Origin of the sequence: Gracilimonas sp. (genome assembly GCF_035704785.1) — a bacterium.
In the GTDB taxonomy this organism is placed as follows: domain Bacteria; phylum Bacteroidota; class Rhodothermia; order Balneolales; family Balneolaceae; genus Gracilimonas.
In genome coordinates this window covers 1-18,438 of sequence record NZ_DASSWP010000067.1, presented here as the reverse complement: position 1 = coordinate 18,438, position 18,438 = coordinate 1, and the positions used below count along the sequence as shown (strand labels likewise).

Here is an 18,438-nt window from a genome sequence, read left to right as displayed (position 1 = left end):
AAGCAAATACGCCGGGAGAAACAGCGGTCCAATTGCCCGGTTCGGCCGAAAGGTTTCGGTTTATTGAGATCGTACCTTCTTCAGAATTTAAAACAACATTTACACTTTCCTGGTCAAACTCTTTCATGACCTCATCGATCTCTTTCTCAAACTCCGTTCGAATTTCGGCAGGTAAAAAATTAGTTAGGTTTTTAAGATTCTCGAGATTTCGAAGATTCTTCAGGTTTTCCAGATTCTCTAAGTTTTTGAGATTCTCCAGGCTTTTTAATTCAATAACTCTGAGATTACTTCCATCCAGATTATGCCGGATACTGTCAGGAGGTATAGGCGCTTTCGGAGGATTTGAATTAGAAGAATTTACCTCAATGAGGTAGATTCCGAGTCCAACAAAAAGAAACCCGGCGATAATAATTTCCCAAGATGATGATTTCATAAGTCCTTCAATTTAAGTAGCCAATTCAAGTACGGTTGTTGGCTTAAAAGGTTACGTCAACTCCTATAATATCCTTATTATCCGATAAAATATAATTCACGCTCAAAAGCATGCACTCCAAAATTAAGAAACTATCTGAAAAATACATTTCGGATGCGATATCAACACGGCGCTATTTGCATCAACATCCTGAAGTAAGCTTCAAAGAATTTGAGACTACAAAGTTTATAAAAAGTGAGTTGGATAAATTGGGAATTCCCCATGAAAGTCCACTTGAGACAGGCTGTGTGGGTATTTTAGAGGGAGGGAAGAAATCAAATCGGGTGATTGCCTTGCGTGCTGATATTGATGCATTGCCGATTTCAGAAGAGGGAGATGCGAAAAAAGAATTCATATCCCAGAATAATGGAGTCGCTCATTGCTGCGGACATGATGCCCACACTTCTAATTTGCTAACAGCGGCGAAAATTTTAAAAGAACTTCAAAGTGAAATTGAGGGGAAAGTGTTGCTGGTATTTCAACCGGGAGAAGAAAAACTGCCCGGAGGTGGAAAATTGCTTAGTGAAACCGGATTTCTTCAGAAGCAAAATGTGGAAGCTATATATGGCATTCACACCTCGCCCATGAATAAACCGGGAACCATAGCCACGAAAGCCGGTCCCTTAATGGCATCAACGTCAGAATTCGAGGTCGAAATTATTGGAAAAGGAGGCCATGCGGCCCGTGCCCACGAAGCAGTGGACCCTATTGTTTTAGCGTCGCAGTATATCAATGCGATACAGACCATAGCCAGCCGGAATGTAGATCCCACAGAACCTGTAGTGGTGACGATCGGTAAGATCGAAGGAGGGACGGCTCACAACATCATTCCCGAGAAAGTGAAGTTATGGGGAACCGCCCGGACTTTATCCCCGGATACCGAAAATTTGGTGATTGAAAAGTTGGAGTCGCTTGCCAAAGGAATTACGGAATCGGCTGGAGGAGGATATAACTTTAAATTTAATCGTGGATATCCGGCGGTTATTAATGCTGAAAAAGAAGCACAGACGGTTTTAAGTTCCATGGAAAAACTATTTGGCAAGGGTTCAGCAATAGAGATGAAACGTCCCGTGATGGCTGGAGAAGATTTCGCTTTTTATCAACAGCACTTTCCCGGCGCTTTCTTTTTTGTGGGAAGCGGAAGTGAAGAGGCAGATTCACTCTATCCGTGGCATCATCCAAAATACAACGTGGATGATCGTTTTTTCGAAGTCGCAACACCCTTAATGGTATCCTTAGTTTTTGATCACCAATGATAAATGCAGAACGTTCTTTTTGGGAATCGGAATTATATGACGGGGAATTTGACCTGATCGTTATTGGAGCCGGACTTACCGGTCAATCGATAGCTCATTTTTATAAAGGATCTCATCCCGAAGAAAAGGTATTGGTTGTTGACCGGGGATTCTTCCCCATTGGTGCTAGTACAAGAAATGCGGGTTTTGCCTGTTTCGGATCAGTTACCGAACACATGGCAGATATGAAGATCGAAGAAGAGCCGAAGATCATAGACCGAATACGACGGCGTTTCAACGGGTTGAAGTTGCTGAGAAATACGCTGGGTGATAAAAATATCGAATACAGGGAGCCCGGTGCATACGAGATCTTTACGGATCAAAAAGTATATAAGGAGGCGCTTGCTCATCTTGATACTTGCAATCGATGGCTGAACGAGGCGGCCGGAGTTAATGATGTGTATGGGGCAACTGAACACAATGGATTTCCTGCTATAAGTATAAAGCACGAAGGCTGCCTCCATCCCGGAAAAATGATGCGAACCCTTTATGAAAAGAATCTGAAACTTGGAGTAGAATTTCGGTGGCAGTCGCCGGTGTCAGAGATCAGGCAGAATGAAGGAAGTATTCTTTTAGAAAATGGAATAGAACTGAAAGGGCGTCAGCTGGCCGTCGCTACAAATTCATTTACTTCAAAATTACTGGGTGATATAAAGATCAAACCCGGACGCGGATTTGTCTTAGTAACTAAACCCATTCCCGATTTTAAATGGAAGGGCACCTACCACTATGATGCCGGTTACTACTATTTCAGAGGTGTTGGAAATGATCAGTTATTGCTTGGAGGAGCTCGAAGTTTGGACATTGATGTTGAAACAACAACTGAATTTGGGACCAACGAAAAGATCAAAAACCATCTTTTAAGCTTTGCAAACGACGTTTTAAAACTTCCTCAGGGATGGGAGGTCGAAATCGAATGGTCGGGTATCATGGGGTTCACTCCAACCAAAAGTCCTATACTAAAACGCATTTCGGATAAAGCGATCGTAGTAGCCGGATTAAGCGGGATGGGTGTAGCTCTCGGAATGCAACTCGGCAAAGAAGCTTCAGAGTTATTGAGAGTTGAGAGTTGATAAAGTGATGGAGATATAAAAACAGGTTATGTCGGGCTAACAAGGATGCAGATTATAGGGTTGGTATTTTCTATTGCCAATATCACCCTATCACTCTATCAATTCTCAACTCTCATTTTGCTTTAACCACCAAAATATCCTCCCATTCTGTGGTATATCGCTTGCTCAAAAAGTTCTGATTCATTTTCCAGGAAGCTTCCTCCTCATTCTTTCGGTGTAATCCTGTTGCGGCAAAAGCGGCGGTATTTCTTCCGTGTTTGATGTTAATTTGGTCGATACAGGCCATCAATTGAAATTGCTGTTGAGTGTAAAGTTCAGGATCAAAGAGGTCCATTTGAATTTCACTGTGGGGAACGAGTCCGGTTAGTATGATAGCGGCTTTCTTGTATTTAGTGTTGGGGAGATGAACGGATCTTGTGAGATGTTTTCCGGCATGAATAAGCGTTGGCGTATGCGCGGTTGGCACCTTAAATGAAGTATAAGCCCCGTATTTATATTTTGATTTTGGATCCTTGAATTTATCACCGATCAACATGACCTGAAGATTGGTTGCTACTGAACCCTGTGCCCTCAATTTTTCGGCACCCCGTGAAATATAAGTGGAAACGGCTTCTTCGATTTCTTTAGGGTCAAACAATGGTTTTCCAAACATTCTGGAGGTAAGAATGCCTTTTCTCGATTCCAGCGCTTCACTTAATTTCAAGCAGGGTAAACCATTCAGTTCCAGTACCGTTCGCAATCCGGTCACATTTAGATGTTTTCGAACCCAGCGTTTGTTATCGATTTTCTGTTTTAGATCGTAAGCCGTTTTGATCTCGAAACGATTGAGCCTGACGGTAAGTGCATGTCCGACTCCCCATACTTTTTGCAAAGGCATTTTTTTGAGAATATGATCGGTTCCCGGGTTATCACATAAATTGAGTACGCCGTTATAGGTGAGATTTCTTTTAGCTGTTTCATTCGCAATTTTGGCCAGGGTTTTACTTGGAGCTATTCCCACAGAGACGGGAAGTCCTGTCCACTGATAAACCGTCTCTTTGATCATCTTACCATACTCTTTAAGATCAGAATAGGTATTTGTAGAAAGCTCAGCAAAAGCCTCGTCAATACTGTAAACCTCGATGTCGTGGGTAAGGTGCCGGAGTGTTTCCATCACCCGCCGCGACATATCCCCATAAAGAGGATAATTAGAAGACCGTACCACAACACTGTTCTGTTTGAAGAATTTCCGGTATTTGAATTCGGGGGCACCCATGGGAACTCCCAGATCTTTGGCTTCTTCCGACCTTGCGATCACACATCCATCATTATTGGAAAGGATGACAATGGGTTTCCCTTCCAACTTCGGATTGAAGACCCGCTCACAGGATGCATAAAAGTTATTGCAGTCGATCATCGCATAAGCAATAGAACTTCGGTTGTTGAAGGATCGGGGTTCAATGATCATGGCATATACCGATGTACGACGTGTGTAACCACGCCCCAGATCATCCAATTGGTGTCCGGGTGAATGGTGATGGGTTCGTATTTAGGGGCATCCGAGATCAAAAATAGTCGGGACCCTCTCTTAATCAGCCTCCGAATTACAGGTTCTTCTTCGATCGCGGCTATCACAATGGTTCCATCCCTTGCGTGAAGACTCCGGTCAACTACCAGAATATCTCCGTCATGGATACCCGATGCCTGCATTGCATTACCTTCAGCACGAACATAAAATGTTGCTGCCGGATGATAGACGATCAGTTCTTCCAGGTCCAGCGGTTTTTGAAGATGATCGGCGGCCGGCGATACAAAACCGGTTTCTGCTTTTTGTGAAAGCTTCGTCTCATATTTCGGCTTTTTTTCCGATCCGCCCTGATATATTTTAAGTCCCTCCATGAAAGCCTCGCTGATTTTATAAATTACATGTGTAATATATGTGTAGTCTTTGAAACTTTAAACTATTATCTCAAAAAATAAGTTGGATTGATGAAGAAAAATCATGTTATCGGTGGGCAAAAACATAAGATGTTGCGACGCTGTGGTTTAAACTTTTTAATACGAATTAGAACGTAAAATTATGGACTGGCTTTATTTATTCGGGTTTATCATCGTTGGATTTATTGGGATGGAAATAGTTTCTTATTGCGTACACCGCTGGCTTTTTCATGGATTGCTATGGAGAATTCACGAATCACATCACAAACCGGATCATGGTTTGTTTGAGCTAAACGATATTTTTTCATTGTTCTTTGCGGGTATATCGATCTGGCTGATGGCAGATGGTGCGAGTGTGATGTTTACTTCCGCGGCTTTTGGGGTTGGTGCCGGAATTGCCGTTTACGGGGTGTTATATTTTATCATTCACGATCTGTTTGCCCATAAAAGATTTATACCCTTCAGCAGCGATAGCAAGATCATGAAATTGATCCGAAGAGCTCATCAGCGGCACCATCAGGATGTGGGGAAAGAAGGAAACGAGCCCTACGGATTATTTCTGTTTCCTTATGACAAGTATCCCGAGCGGGAACGGAAGTTTGACCGGTAAATTTAGCCATCCTAAAACTCATTCTTTACCTTGTTCCTGACACTCTGCGTTGGAATGAACTATTGGTTAAACCGTTCCCTTAACTCTTCCATTTGCTCAAAATGACGACGCTGATGGGCTTCCAGTACACCAAAGAAAGCAGTAAGTGACATGGGTACAATTTTCAGAACGGGATTCCAGGATCTTACCCGATTCAGATCCAGACCTTCCAGCTTTGCCTTCTTCAAAAAATGGATCAGCTCGTCTTGCAGTTTCAGGAAATCATTTAATACTTTTTGCTTGCTGATCTGTTCGGCCTGAACCGGTTTAAAGGATGAAACGGTGGGAAGCTTTCTGCGATTTTCAGGGCTCACCTGACCAATAAACCATCGAAAAGCGAAATTTGGGGTGAATGGGCCGGTTCCCTTTGCAAGCCGATCATCCGGTTTATCAAGCGCCTTTCTGATCTGGGATTTATACTCGTTTCCGGCCTCTATCAAATGACTCAAAATTTCTCCCATACACCATTTATCCTCGGCCGGTTTTTGCAGAAACACTTCTTCGGACACGCTTTCAGTTAAGTCCGAAGCGGTTTGTTTAGCTTTATCGAAAGCCTCTAAGAAGTAATCGTAGGTGTAATCTGAGTTTCTCATAACAGGAAATTAAGTCTGGTAAAATTATCCAAAAGATTCAGAATAAATATTTCATCTGATGTCGGAATGCATTTTCTTTCAAGCATTATACAAAAACTAATTATAGATCTATGATTTCTCTGAAAATACGCTACTGTTTTGTTTTAATGATTGCTCTGATACTCACTACTTCGGTTACGGCTCAGGGAGTCTTGAGTTTCGAAGATGTTATGAAATTTGAAGACATTGGTTCCATTGAGCTCTCCGAAAATGGCAATTGGGTAGTCTATGAAGTATGGCCGGATTACGGTGATGGAAAAGTTGAGGTGAAAAGCACCAACGGACGTAATTCCTATTCCATTGAGTTGGGAGCCTCTCCGGGCATCACACCAAACGGCGCCTGGGTAGCAGCTTTCAGAAAAGTACCGCTGGCCGAGCAGCTGAAGGAAGGTAATGATAAACCGCAGCAGGGACTTTCATTGTTAGCGACTAATAGTGGTGAGATAACAGAATTTGACAGCGTGCGTGCTTTCCGGTTTTCGGAAAACGGGAGTTGGCTGGCTGTTCATCACATGCAGAGTAAAAAAGTAGAGGACCTGAAATCCAGGAATAAAAAACTGGGCACCAAACTTCTGTTGAAAAATCTTTCCTCAGGAGATGTCTATGATATTCCATTTGTCAGGGAAGTGGCTTTTGACAGCCTTTCCAATTACCTGGCCTACTCCGTGGTGGATACTTCTGATTCCATGAATGGCTTGTACCTTTTCGATCTGAATTCTGAGGAAACCCGCTTGATTGATGCAGCCGAGAGTGGATTTTATACGAACCTAACCTGGGATCACGACCTGCAAAAACTGGCATTCACCAAAGCAACATACGATACTTCTTTTGTGGAAAGTGATGCCTCGATCCATATTTGGAATGCCGGAAATAATGAGCTTGTGACTTTACTGAACTCTGATGAGGGCAACGAGGGATTCACGCTTCGATCCAACAACCGCCTCACCTTTACCAACGATGGGAATCGCTTGTTCTTTGGATTCATGGATGCAGAAATGGCAGATGTCGAATCTAAAAAAGAGAATGAAGATGAAGAAGAGATTGATATCTATGACATAGAGGAAATTACGGATGATCGCGGACTTGATATCTGGCACGGAGATGATCCCCTTATCAAAACACATGAAAAGAATACCTGGAATTCCCGGAAAAACCATCTTTATACCGCTGTGTATCATTTCGATAGAAACGAGTGGGTGCAGCTGGCCGACCATGAAATGCCGGATGTGAGTGTAGTGCACAATCCTGATCTAGCTTTGGGAAGCGACGATACGCCGTATATGAAAGAGCGTACATGGGACGGTACCTATCGTGATTATTATACAGTAGATCTGACTACCGGTGAACGAAAGCAATTTTTGGAGCATTTTGGGGGATGGGTGAATCTGTCGCCGGAAGGAAAGTTTGCTGTTTATTATCACGACAAGCATTGGTACCTGATGGATACGGAATCCGGAGAAACTCAGAACCTGACGGAAGACATCGAGGTGCCATTCTATAATGAAGATCATGATTACCCATCGGATGTGCCGGGGTATGGCGTGGCCGGATGGATTGAAAATGATGCTGCCGTGATGATCTACGACAAATACGATATCTGGCGATTTGAAACCTCAACCGGTAATTCAAGAAATATCACCGATGGGGAAGGCCGTGAAGCCAAACGTATTTTCCGCATTGAGGAAATGAACAAAGACTGGGGAGAGGCATTTGGAAGTAATGAAGAGCTGTTGCTGACTTCCTATCACGATATAGATAAGAATTTTGGATTTTATTCAGCACAGGCAAATCGTTCAGGGGTAAGCCGACTACTGGAAGAGGATAAGAAATTCACATTTGTGCAAAAGGCAGAAGATGCCAATACGGTGCTCTATAAACGTGAAGCCTATGATGAATTCCCAAATATCTGGGTGGCCAATAACTGGAGATTCGATCGTACAAGCAAGCTCACACATATGCATGAAGATCTCAAAGAAAAATGGAATTGGGGAAGTGCTGAACTCATAGACTGGCTGAGTTTGGATGGTAAATTCATACAGGGAGTGGTCATTAAGCCGGACAATTACGACCCTAATAAGCGCTATCCGATCATGACTTATTACTATCGGTTCTTTACAGATCGCCTGCATGATTTCAACGAACCGAAGACCAATCACCGTCCGGTGTTTGCGCAGTACGTGAGTGATGAATACGTGGTATTCCTTCCGGATATTCGCTTTGAGGTCGGGCGCCCGGGATTTTCAGCTACGAAGAGTCTGGTTCCGGGAATTCATAAGCTGATCGAAATGGGAATCGCTGATGCAGATAAATTAGGTCTGCACGGACATTCGTGGAGTGGATATCAAACCGCATTTATGGTTACTCAAACCGATATTTTTGATGCGGCCGTTTCCGGTGCTCCGGTAAGTAATATGACAAGTGCCTACAGTGGAATTCGCTGGGGATCTGGGATGGCCCGACAGTTTCAGTACGAAAAAACACAAAGTCGAATAGGAAAAACATTAGTGGAGGCGCCGCTTGTCTACATCGAAAATTCTCCTGTCTTTTATGCGGATAAGATCAACACTCCGATGCTGATCATGCATGGTGATGATGACGGCGCCGTGCCCTGGGAGCAAAGTATTGAGATGTATCTGGCTATGCGTCGCTACAACAAAGATGTGATCTTCCTGCAGTATCATGATGAGCCGCATCACCCCCAAAGAATAGAAAACCGCTTGGATTACACCATCCGTATGAAGGAGTATTTCGATTATTACCTGAAAGGCGAAGGTGAGCCTGAGTGGATTATTGAAGGAGAAGCGTATCAGGGGGATTGAACATCCATCAAGGAACATCAAATATCCAACATTGAATTGAGGAATTCCAAATTAACTTTCGCTCCGGCGTTGAGCATATGGAGCGAGTAAACTATAGCAGAATTTTTATCCGGGAGGCTTTTCTCAGGAAGACTCCTTTATTTTTAAACTTTATGATACCATCAATGAAATATTCCCAACGATTATTACTGTTCATATTTCTATGCTTTTTTCTTATTCACTGCTCAGATAATCCCAGGCCGAAGAAAATACCCCCGGTACCGGTCAAGCAAGCGGAAGTCACAGGTCATATTCGCGTTCTCGATGAAATTCCCCAACATATTCAGTCGGTGGATAGCCTGACTATATTCCCCGGCGATTCAGAGCCGTTGTATTCTGTTGAATTAATCCCTGTGCTATCTTTTGGCAAAACCGGAGAGCCTTATTTAACTCAAGTTCTTGATTGTATCGTAGATGATAAGGGAAGGGTGATCATCAAAAATACAAGCCGCCCAAACTATGAACAGATTCTTCATGTATTTAATGCTGATGGAAGCTACCATACCCAGATAGGCAGACATGGAGCAGGGCCTGGTGAGTATCGTCATATAATTGGATTGCAGGCGAAAGCCGAAAAAATCTTTATGATGGATTATAACAATCAGCGTGTGAATGAATACTCAACAAAGGATTATTCTTTTGTGCGCTCGATTCTTTTTGAGAATTGGAAGAATGATGATGGATTAAGATTTGGATATGTTGAGGCAAGAAATGATGGGAATTATCTTTTGGTATTTTTTGACGATGGTTCAAAACTTGGCAGGCTGGAATTTAAATTCCAGGTGATGGACGATGAAGGTAATGCAGTTAATGCAGAGCCTCTTGTTTTTCCGCATGATGTTAGGATCAAGGTCGGGCAATCAAGTCAGCCCACTATGTCAACTATATCATTTTTGGGTAGAACTGTTACAGCACTTTCGCATGAGGACGCACTTTATACTGTTTGGAACAGGGACTTTTTGATTAAGAAGTATGATGCCGCAGGCGTATATCAATCTGCCATTTATTATCCAATCACAGGCTCTGCTTTTGATCTTGATGAATACATCAAAACGCAACTTTTTAGCCCTAAAGCGCGGGATATAAAAGAAGCATTTTCAAACATGGATGAAGGTTTGCCGGAAACATTTCCCGTTATTGACATATTGAAGGTGGACGATGAAAACAGAATGTGGGTGGGGGTGCCGGCAGGTGCGCAGCGCGAGTATTATGAATGGTGGATACTCAATGAAGGGGGAGAATTGTTGGCAAAGTTAGTGCTCCCCAAAGCTCAACGCATATATGAGATCAAAAATGGGCACTTATACAGTGAAAAAATGAATGAAGAAACGGGTACTGAGTATGTGGTTAAGTATCGAATTGAACTGACCGAAAAGTAATGAAGAGAAGCCTTGATAGCCTTATGACACCATTCATGAATTCTTCTAAACGATTATTACTGAGCATATTTCTATGCTTTTTTCTTATTCAATGCTCAGATAATTCCAAGCCGGAAAATGCTGTTCCAACAGAACTGGCAGAACAAGCAGAAAAGATAGAACCTAATCGTGTCCTTGATGAAATTCCCCAGCACATTCAGGAAGTTGAAAATCTGGCCATCTTTCCGGGAGATTCTGAACCGTTGTATTCGATAGACTTGATCCAGGAACAAACCTATGGAGAAACAGGCGAGCCGTATTTGGTAAAAATTTATGGGTCTGTTGTGGATGATCAGGGAAGGGTAATTGTCAGGAGTGCCAATTCTAATTATGAGCAGCAGTTGTTTATATTTGATTCTGATGGAACTTTCCGTTCCAAACTCGGACGCCAGGGAAAGGGGCCTGGAGAGTATGGTATTATACTTGGTATTTATTCCAAAAATAATATCATATTTGTATTGGATTATACAAGCCAAAGACTGAATGAGTACTCCTCATTAGATTATAAGATCACGCGGTCCATATTATTTGAGGAATGGAAAGCGCCGGAGAACTTCAAATTCAGTTCTGTAGAACCTAGATATGATGATAACTATCATGTAACATTTTCAAATCATAGGTCTAAATTTGGCACTCAGGAAATTATACAAATGGCTAAAGACAATGAAGGAAAAGAAGTGAATTTTGAACCACTTAGATTTCCGGTTGGATATAAGATTACCACTGGCAAATCAAAGCTTCCCACTCCCACAATGCCTTTAACATTTTTGGGTACAACAAGAACAGAGCTTTCCCAGAGAGATGAACTGTTTACTAATTGGTCCCGCGAATTTTTAATCAAAAAATATGATAGCAATGGTAAATACCAATCTGCCATTTATTATCCGATACTAGGTGTCCCGTTTATACTTGAAGACTATACTAAATCCGCTGTTTTTAGTCCTAATGTACGTGAGATTGAAAAAGCTTTATCAGCTGATGGAATTGACATACCCGATAGACTTCCGGTAATTGACAGATTAATTATTGATGATGAAAATAGGATTTGGGTTGCCTTACCAACAAGTTCAAGCCGTGAAACATATGAGTGGTGGATACTTGAGGAGAATGGTGAACTGCTTGCCAAGGTGTTGCTCCCTCGTGACCAAGCGATTTATGACATTAAAAATGGGCACTTATACAGCAAGGAAACGGATGAAGAATCCGGTGATGAGTTTGTAGCCAAGTACCGAATTGAACTGACGGAAAAGTAATGAAGAGCAGCCTAGATGGCCTTATGATACCATCCATGAAATATTCCAAAAGATTATTACTAAGTATATTTCTATGCTTTTCTCTCATTCAATGCTCAGATAATTCCAAACCGGAAAAGGCTGTTCCAACAGAACTGCCAGAACAAGCCGAAAAGATAGAACCTAATCGTGTCCTTGATGAAATTCCCCAGCACATTCAGGAAGTTGAAAACCTGACCATTTTTCCCGGAGATTCTGAGCCGTTGTATTCGATAGCACTCATACCGGCGCAATCTTTTGGTGAAACGGGAGAGCCTTATCTCACACGGATCCTTGGTTGTGTTGTAGATGATCACGGAGGGGTAATCATCCACAGTGCGGACGCAAACTATGAACAGATTCTTCATGTATATAATGCTTATGGAACCTACCATGCTCAGTTGGGGAGACAAGGCAGGGGGCCTGGCGAGTATGGTAATATAGTTGGCATCCAAGCGAAAGCTGGGAAAGTATTCGTTTTGGATTACACCAGCCAGCGCCTGAATGAATATTCAACAAAGGATTATTCTTTTATGCGTTCAATACTTCTTGAGAACTGGAAAAGCGGTGATGGATTGAGATTTGGATATATTGAGGCCAGAAACGATGGAAATTATCTATTGGTTTTTTCTGAGAATCGTTCTAAACCTGGCAGGCTGGAATCTAAATACCAAGTGATGGACCATGCAGGTAATAAAGTTAGTGCAGAACCTCTTGTTTTTCCATATGGTTTTAGGATTAAGGTTGGGCAATCGATTCGACCCACCATGCCAATAACATTTCTGGGTACAACTCTAACCGCTCTGTCCCATGAAGACGCACTATACGCAGTTTGGACCAACGATTTTTTGATCAAGAAGTACGATGCTAAGGGTGAATACCAGTCTGCCATATATTATCCTATTCAAGGCTCGCCCTTTGATCTTAATGAATACTCCAAAACGCAACTATTTAGTCCCAAAGTGGGAGATATAGAAAAAGCATTTGCAACCATGGATGAAGAGCTTCCTGAAAACTTTCCTGTTGTTGATAAACTGATGGTGGACGATAAAAATAGAATTTGGGTGGCGGTGCCGGCAGGTGCCGAGCGAGAGTATTATGAATGGTGGATTCTTAATGAAACGGGAGAATTATTAGCAAAGTTAGTACTTCCCAAAGATCAACGCATATATGATATCAAAAATGGGCACTTATACAGCAAGGAAACGGATGAAGAAACCGGTGCTGAGTTTGTAATCAAGTACCGAGTTGAACTGATAGAAAAGTAATGATTTGTAGTCTTATAGCTTTAAATGATGTCAGTGTGGTTAATAGGTGGACTTATTGAAACAATCCGTGACGTTCTGAAAGCAGATACATTTTATAAAACAATGATTAAATATTCATTTTTACTAATCGCTTTATTTTTAGCGGCTTGTTCTTCTAAAGAAAAGTATCAAGTCCCGGAAGAGTTCCAACATTTAAAAAATCTTAGTGTCTATTCAGCGGATACCCAGCCTGGGAAAACCATATCCTTTAAAAAGGAAGCTGTTTTTGGTGATACGGAAGATGTTTTATTTGCTAACATGGAAGATATCGTCGTAGACAGTTTGGGTCGTGTTTTTATCGCGGATAGACTGGAAAAAGTAATACAGGTTTTTGAGCCTAATGGACGGTATTTAACTCACATTGGAAGAGAGGGAAGGGGGCCAGGTGAATTTGATAATATTAGAAAGCTACAAATTATTGGTGATAATTTATATGTATTTGATCCAGCTCAGTTTAGAGTAAATATATTTTCTTTAGGCTCATTCTCAAGTAAAGAAACTATCATGCTTGCAAGAAACAGAAGCAAGTACCCCGAATTGGGAGCAGCGTTTCCATGGATTCATGAATTACATGTAAGAGACAACGGATCCTTTCTTGCAGAGTTTATTTCAAATAAATCTGAGGCAGCCAAAGAATGGGGAACTAATGAAACGGAGGTAGCAATTTATCTTCTGGATAGATCTGGAAATATCGTAGGGGAGAAGCTAATAGATTTTAAAGAAGATACGAGAGTAAACTACAAGGGTTTATCTGTTCCTGTATCTTCTTTTTATGGCAGCACGTTAACTATTTTAGAAGGCGCTGGTAGGTTTTTCATAGCCGAACCAGAGAATTTTTTGATTAAGGTATATAATATGGATGGGACATACAGCTATTCCTTCTATTATCCGAAAGCCAAAATATCTTTAAATCAAGAATCTGCACAAAGATATGATTCAACAGGCTTGTTCATAAGAAATATGAAAAATATAGATGAATTGCCTGAAACCTGGCCGGTACTCACCGACATGAAAATAGACAACCAAAACCGGCTCTGGATCGCAACAACGATCGAAGATATGAAGGTATATGAATGGTGGGTGCTGGAAGAAACAGGGGAGCTTATTACAAAATTCGAATGGCCAAGGGATCAGCCGATTCAGGAGATTAAAAATGGGTATCTCTACAGCAAAAAGACGGATGAAGAAACCGGTGCTAAGTTTGTGGTCAAGTACCGGATCGAACTGACGGAAAAGTAATGATTTGCAGTCTCGTAGCTTTAAATGATGTCAGTGTGGTTAAACCTATTGAAACAATCCGTGACGTTCTGAAAGCGGATACATTTTATAAAACAATGATTAAATACTCTTTTTTACTAATCGCTTTATTTTTTGCGGCTTGTTCTTCTAAAGAAAAGTATCAAGTCCCGGAAGAGTTCCAACACTTAAAAAATCTTAGTGTCTATTCGGCGGATACGAAGCCCCCTAAAACCATCTCGTTCACAAAAGAGGCCATTTATGGTAATTCTAAAGAAGTGCTAATCGGAGTAATGGGAGATGTAACGGTCGACCGTCTGGGGCGTATTTTTATCGCAGATGTACAAAAGCAGATAGTACATGTGTTTGAATCGGGAGGTGAATTCATAGATCAACTTGGAAGAGAAGGCCGGGGGCCTAGTGAATTTGGTTCCATCAAAAGTTTGCAAATTCGTAAGGATAATTTGTATGCCTTTGATTTTAGTCAAAACAGGGTGAATATATTTAGCCTTGACACTTTAAGGAGCGGGAACACAACCGTCCTTGCCAGAAACAGGAGAGATTATCAGAACTTAAAAGGAGCTTTTCCCTCCATTGATGAATTATACGTGAGGGATAATGATACCTATATAGCTAAATTTATATCAGGTAGTTCACGGGGATACCAGCAATGGCAAAATGTGGAAGTAAAAGGTCTGCTTTATTTGCTGAATGCTAACGGAATGATAACATCAGAACTGTTCGAATATACAAGCGAGACACGTACGGTATTAGAGGTACTTATTTATCCTATTGAAGACTTTTTTGGAGAGACATTAATTGCAGTTTTAAGTGATAACAGAATTTATTTAGCAGAACCGGATCATTTTTTGATTAAAGTGTATAGTCCGGAAGGAATTTATCAGAGTGCCTTTTATCATCCGCTTGATAAAATACCTTTAACGGAGGAGTCAGCTGTGAAAGCTGAGGTTTCGAATATGTTTGTTAAAGATATGAACTCCATGGATCTGCCTGAAAACTGGCCGGTACTCACCGACATGAAAATAGACAACCAAAACCGGCTCTGGATCGCAACAACGGTCGAAGATATGAAGGTGTATGAATGGTGGGTGCTGGAAGAAACAGGGGAGCTTATTACAAAATTCGAATGGCCAAGAGATCAGCCGATTCAGGAGATTAAAAATGGGTATCTCTACAGCAAAAAGACGGATGAAGAAACCGATACTGAGTTTGTAGCCAAGTACCGAATTGAACTGACGGAAAGATAATGTACAACGGCTCGCTGAGCCAGAATGGAAATTAGAAATGTTGAATTGGTTCAATTTAAAATTCAATATTTAGCATTCATAATTCATCATTTCCATCCCATTCTTCCAAGAATCGTTCCACAAATTCTTTCATAAATTGGTGGCGCTGCTCTGCGAGTTTGCGGCCGGAGGCAGTGTTCATCCGATCTTTGAGTAGGAACAGCTTTTCATAGAAATGATTGACCGTAGGTCCGGCGCTTTTTTTATAGCTATCAAAAGAATCATGGCTTTCCGGCTGGATGTTAGGGTTGTGTAGTTCACGGCCTTTATGTCCGCCGTACGCAAACGCTCGGGCAATTCCGATAGCGCCTATGGCATCTAATCTGTCGGCATCCTGCACTACTTTTCCTTCCATGGTTTTCATCGGTGTTTCAACCTCAGCTCCCTTGAAAGAAACATCCCGGATGATCTCACAAACATGGTTTATAACTGATTCATCAGTATTTAAATTAGAGAGCCATTCCCGGGCGGTAGCAGGACCAATTTCTTCATCCCCGCCATGAAATTTATGATCGGCTATGTCATGGAGAAGGGTAGCAAGTTCTACCACAAAGAGATCGGCTTTTTCTTCCTGCCCAAGCTTCAGTGCTGTATTCCGGACACGGTGAATATGCCACCAGTCATGTCCGCTGCCTTCACCTTCCAGCTTATTACGGACGTAGGCTTCTGTTTTAGAAAGAATTTCTTTTTTACTCATTCATCCAAAAAATCCATGCAGGTACAAAGTGGGGCGATCACTTCTTCTTTCAGTTTATCGATACGGGCCAATGATGCCTCAACTGTTTCCTTTGAGATCTTTCCTTCTTCCAGCAGTTTTTGAATGATGTTGATGGCACGTTCGGCAATATCCTCTTCATAAACTAAGTTATTACCAAATATCAGGATATCAACTCCGGCATTAATGGCTTTTTCAATAGCTGTTTCCAATCCATATTCAGTCCGGATGGCGTCCATTTGCATATCATCAGAAAAGACCACGCCTTCAAATCCCAATGAATCTCTGAGCAACCCATTTATGGTTTTATCGGATAAGGTAGCCGGCCAAAGAGAATCGATGTTGGCGTTGAAGATATGGGCGGTCATTACGGCGTGGATCTCTTTTTCAGCAAAGAGTTCTTTGTATGGAATGAGCTCAGATTCATCCCAGGTATCCGTTACGTCAGTAAAGCCCAGGTGACTGTCAGATGTAGAGCTTCCGTGTCCGGGAAAGTGTTTTAATACGGATAGAATTCCTTCTTTGCTGTACTCATCGATCACATATCCGGCGTGTTCGGCTACTTTCTCAGGATCAGATGAAAAACTGCGTTCCAGCTTTCCGATTACGGGGTTGTCGGGATTAGTATTTACATCAACGACGGGAGCGAAGTTTGTATTGGTGCTTACGACCATGAATTCCTGAGCCATCAGTCGGGAGTAATGACGAGTAGAATCTTCATTATCCAGATCTCCGAGATATTCAGCAGAAACGGACTTTGGGAATCCTTTACTTTCTTTAAGTCGGCTTACCAATCCACCTTCCTGATCAACGGCAATAATAGGAGAGGTGGGGGCCACTGCGATCAATCGGTTTGTGAGCTGCATAAGCTGTGAAGGACTTTCAATATTACGGCTTCGGTTTCCTGTAATGACATCCCGATCAAAAAGGACAACTCCTGAAATATTTCGTTCAGTCAGATCTTTGTAGATTGTACTTTCTTCAGAAAGCTCGGTGCCTCTGAACCCAACTACGATCATCTGTCCAAGGCGTTGGGAGTCTATGATCTCTTCCGGTTCAGGCTTAGAATCCTGGCAGCTAACTATACCGGGTATCAATAGTAAAGCAAGTAAAAATCGAAGCATCATTGTTGTGAATTTTTGTATTCAGTTAAAAGGGAATCAAAGACGGTAGTAAAATTAAAAGAGGCTCGAATATCGTTATATCGTGCAATTTTTCCATCCGGATCAACTAAAATATAAAATGGGATTCCACCGCCTTTATAAGCGGTGAACGTCTTTTCATCAAAGCCATCACCGCTGTAAAGTTGAACCCAGGGATTATCAAATCGCTTGATGTCTTGCACCCAAACAAGGCTGTCAACTTCGTTGGAGATAGCCACGATCTCAAGTTCATCCCGTGAGTAACGTTCATAAATCTCCCGCATATGTGGGAACTCCTCCAGGCAAGGCTGACACCATCCCGCCCAGAAATCGAGCAATACAAATTTACCTCGATAATCTTCCATAGTATGAATGTTTCCGTCAATATCAGGAATGGCAAAAGGAACGGCCGGCTGACCCGGGGAAACGGATTCGATCTCGTTGTAGAAATACGTGAGAAACTCGGTGTATTCCGGATAGTCGGAGAATTCTTCCAGATATTCCTCATAACTTGGAGTGGCTGTTTCAAGCGATAGTTCCCCAATCCGCTCTGCTACCAAGTACATCTGGGCATAGGCAAGGGCATCTCTGCTTTCTATATGATCCAAAACCTGAAGACGCTTTTCATTAAGCTCTTCGTAAGCCACTCTTTTGATATCATACTCGGACAAGTCCATCCCATATTCGGCTTTCACGCTGTCATAGATGCCAAAAGTGCGGGCATAATAATGAGCGAAATCCCGGATCCCGGCGCGTTGTGCTTTCAGCGACTCAATGGTGAAAAAATTAAGGGAATCGGCCTCCATAAAAACGGCTTCCCGGGCAGAATCGGCATCAAAAGAATCAAAATTACGATCATTGTATTCGATAGAGCGGACTTTAAACACCAGGTGCTCCCCAACAGCTTTCATATAGTATTCATTAAAAGGAGTGTCTTGAAGATACTTTTGAGCAATTTCATACTTCTTCTTGCTGAGTTCAGTAAGTCGGTGTGGCTCTCCAACTTTGACCTTTTCAACTTCCTGTAAGATTTGTGAGTCCAGTCCGGCAATTTCTTTCAAATAGTTGTTGTAACGTTCTCCCCAGTTTCCTGAATATCCTTTAACCTGAACATTTTCCGGGAAATCAGAGCGGGTGATATTGATG

At 42.0% G+C, this 18,438-nt stretch carries 15 protein-coding genes and 1 pseudogene; 9 read left to right on the top strand and 7 right to left on the bottom strand.

Annotated elements, in window-relative coordinates; genetic code table 11:
• Positions 1-433: pseudogene (locus VFM80_RS03820) on the bottom strand (hypothetical protein); the annotation flags it as partial.
• 110 nt (positions 434-543) lie between these two features.
• Between VFM80_RS03820 and VFM80_RS03815 the strand changes: the two are divergent.
• Both VFM80_RS03815 and VFM80_RS03810 read left to right on the top strand, forming a co-directional pair.
• Positions 544-1,728 carry a M20 metallopeptidase family protein gene (locus VFM80_RS03815; RefSeq protein WP_395069720.1) on the top strand — a complete coding sequence of 395 codons (1,185 nt, stop codon included), beginning with the start codon at positions 544-546 and terminating at the stop codon, positions 1,726-1,728.
• On the top strand, positions 1,725-2,840 hold the full coding sequence (locus VFM80_RS03810) for an NAD(P)/FAD-dependent oxidoreductase (RefSeq protein WP_395069718.1): 1,116 nt from the start codon (positions 1,725-1,727) through the stop codon (positions 2,838-2,840). The genes VFM80_RS03815 and VFM80_RS03810 overlap by 4 nt, the downstream gene beginning before the upstream one ends.
• A 112-nt stretch (positions 2,841-2,952) precedes the next feature.
• Here the strand turns inward: VFM80_RS03810 and VFM80_RS03805 are convergent, their stop codons facing one another.
• Both VFM80_RS03805 and VFM80_RS03800 read right to left on the bottom strand, forming a co-directional pair.
• Positions 2,953-4,287, bottom strand: a complete 1,335-nt coding sequence (locus VFM80_RS03805) for a Y-family DNA polymerase (protein WP_395069716.1) — start codon at positions 4,285-4,287, stop codon at positions 2,953-2,955.
• Positions 4,284-4,718 (bottom strand): LexA family protein, encoded by a 435-nt coding sequence (locus tag VFM80_RS03800; protein ID WP_395069714.1) that lies wholly within the window; start codon positions 4,716-4,718, stop codon positions 4,284-4,286. Before VFM80_RS03800 ends, VFM80_RS03805 begins: the two co-directional genes overlap by 4 nt.
• Positions 4,719-4,899: 181 nt before the next feature.
• Here VFM80_RS03800 and VFM80_RS03795 point away from each other — a divergent pair, with 181 nt between their 5' ends.
• Positions 4,900-5,367, top strand: a complete 468-nt coding sequence (locus VFM80_RS03795; RefSeq protein WP_395069712.1) for a sterol desaturase family protein — start codon at positions 4,900-4,902, stop codon at positions 5,365-5,367.
• Between the two features lie 59 nt (positions 5,368-5,426).
• Here the strand turns inward: VFM80_RS03795 and VFM80_RS03790 are convergent, their stop codons facing one another.
• Complete coding sequence (locus VFM80_RS03790; RefSeq protein WP_395069710.1) at positions 5,427-5,999, bottom strand: DinB family protein; 573 nt, start codon at positions 5,997-5,999, stop codon at positions 5,427-5,429.
• Between the two features lie 110 nt (positions 6,000-6,109).
• Between VFM80_RS03790 and VFM80_RS03785 the strand changes: the two genes are divergently transcribed.
• The 6 genes from VFM80_RS03785 (at position 6,110) to VFM80_RS03760 (ending at position 15,396) form a co-directional block, all read left to right on the top strand.
• Complete coding sequence (locus VFM80_RS03785) at positions 6,110-8,857, top strand: S9 family peptidase (protein ID WP_395069708.1); 2,748 nt, start codon at positions 6,110-6,112, stop codon at positions 8,855-8,857.
• A gap of 164 nt (positions 8,858-9,021) precedes the next feature.
• A complete protein-coding gene (locus tag VFM80_RS03780) occupies positions 9,022-10,275 on the top strand; it encodes a 6-bladed beta-propeller (RefSeq protein ID WP_395069706.1) in 1,254 nt (417 codons plus the stop codon).
• Positions 10,275-11,567 carry a 6-bladed beta-propeller gene (locus VFM80_RS03775; RefSeq protein WP_395069704.1) on the top strand — a complete coding sequence of 431 codons (1,293 nt, stop codon included), beginning with the start codon at positions 10,275-10,277 and terminating at the stop codon, positions 11,565-11,567. The genes VFM80_RS03780 and VFM80_RS03775 overlap by 1 nt, the downstream gene beginning before the upstream one ends.
• Entirely contained in the window at positions 11,567-12,853 is a 1,287-nt protein-coding gene (locus VFM80_RS03770; RefSeq protein ID WP_395069702.1) for a 6-bladed beta-propeller, read from the top strand. The genes VFM80_RS03775 and VFM80_RS03770 overlap by 1 nt, the downstream gene beginning before the upstream one ends.
• A gap of 24 nt (positions 12,854-12,877) precedes the next feature.
• Positions 12,878-14,131, top strand: a complete 1,254-nt coding sequence (locus tag VFM80_RS03765) for a 6-bladed beta-propeller (RefSeq protein ID WP_395069700.1) — start codon at positions 12,878-12,880, stop codon at positions 14,129-14,131.
• Entirely contained in the window at positions 14,131-15,396 is a 1,266-nt protein-coding gene (locus VFM80_RS03760) for a 6-bladed beta-propeller (protein ID WP_395069698.1), read from the top strand. The genes VFM80_RS03765 and VFM80_RS03760 overlap by 1 nt, the downstream gene beginning before the upstream one ends.
• 76 nt (positions 15,397-15,472) lie before the next feature.
• On the opposite strand, the gene VFM80_RS03755 is transcribed toward VFM80_RS03760, so the two are convergent.
• From VFM80_RS03755 to VFM80_RS03745, 3 genes are all read right to left on the bottom strand, one after another.
• Entirely contained in the window at positions 15,473-16,132 is a 660-nt protein-coding gene (locus tag VFM80_RS03755) for an HD domain-containing protein (RefSeq protein WP_395069696.1), read from the bottom strand.
• Positions 16,129-17,277: a glycoside hydrolase family 3 protein gene (locus VFM80_RS03750; RefSeq protein ID WP_395069694.1), complete on the bottom strand. Its 1,149-nt coding sequence runs from the start codon at positions 17,275-17,277 to the stop codon at positions 16,129-16,131. The genes VFM80_RS03755 and VFM80_RS03750 overlap by 4 nt, the downstream gene beginning before the upstream one ends.
• Positions 17,274-18,438: TlpA family protein disulfide reductase (locus tag VFM80_RS03745; protein WP_395069692.1), on the bottom strand; the 1,165-nt coding region annotated here is incomplete at its 5' end. The genes VFM80_RS03745 and VFM80_RS03750, both read right to left, overlap by 4 nt.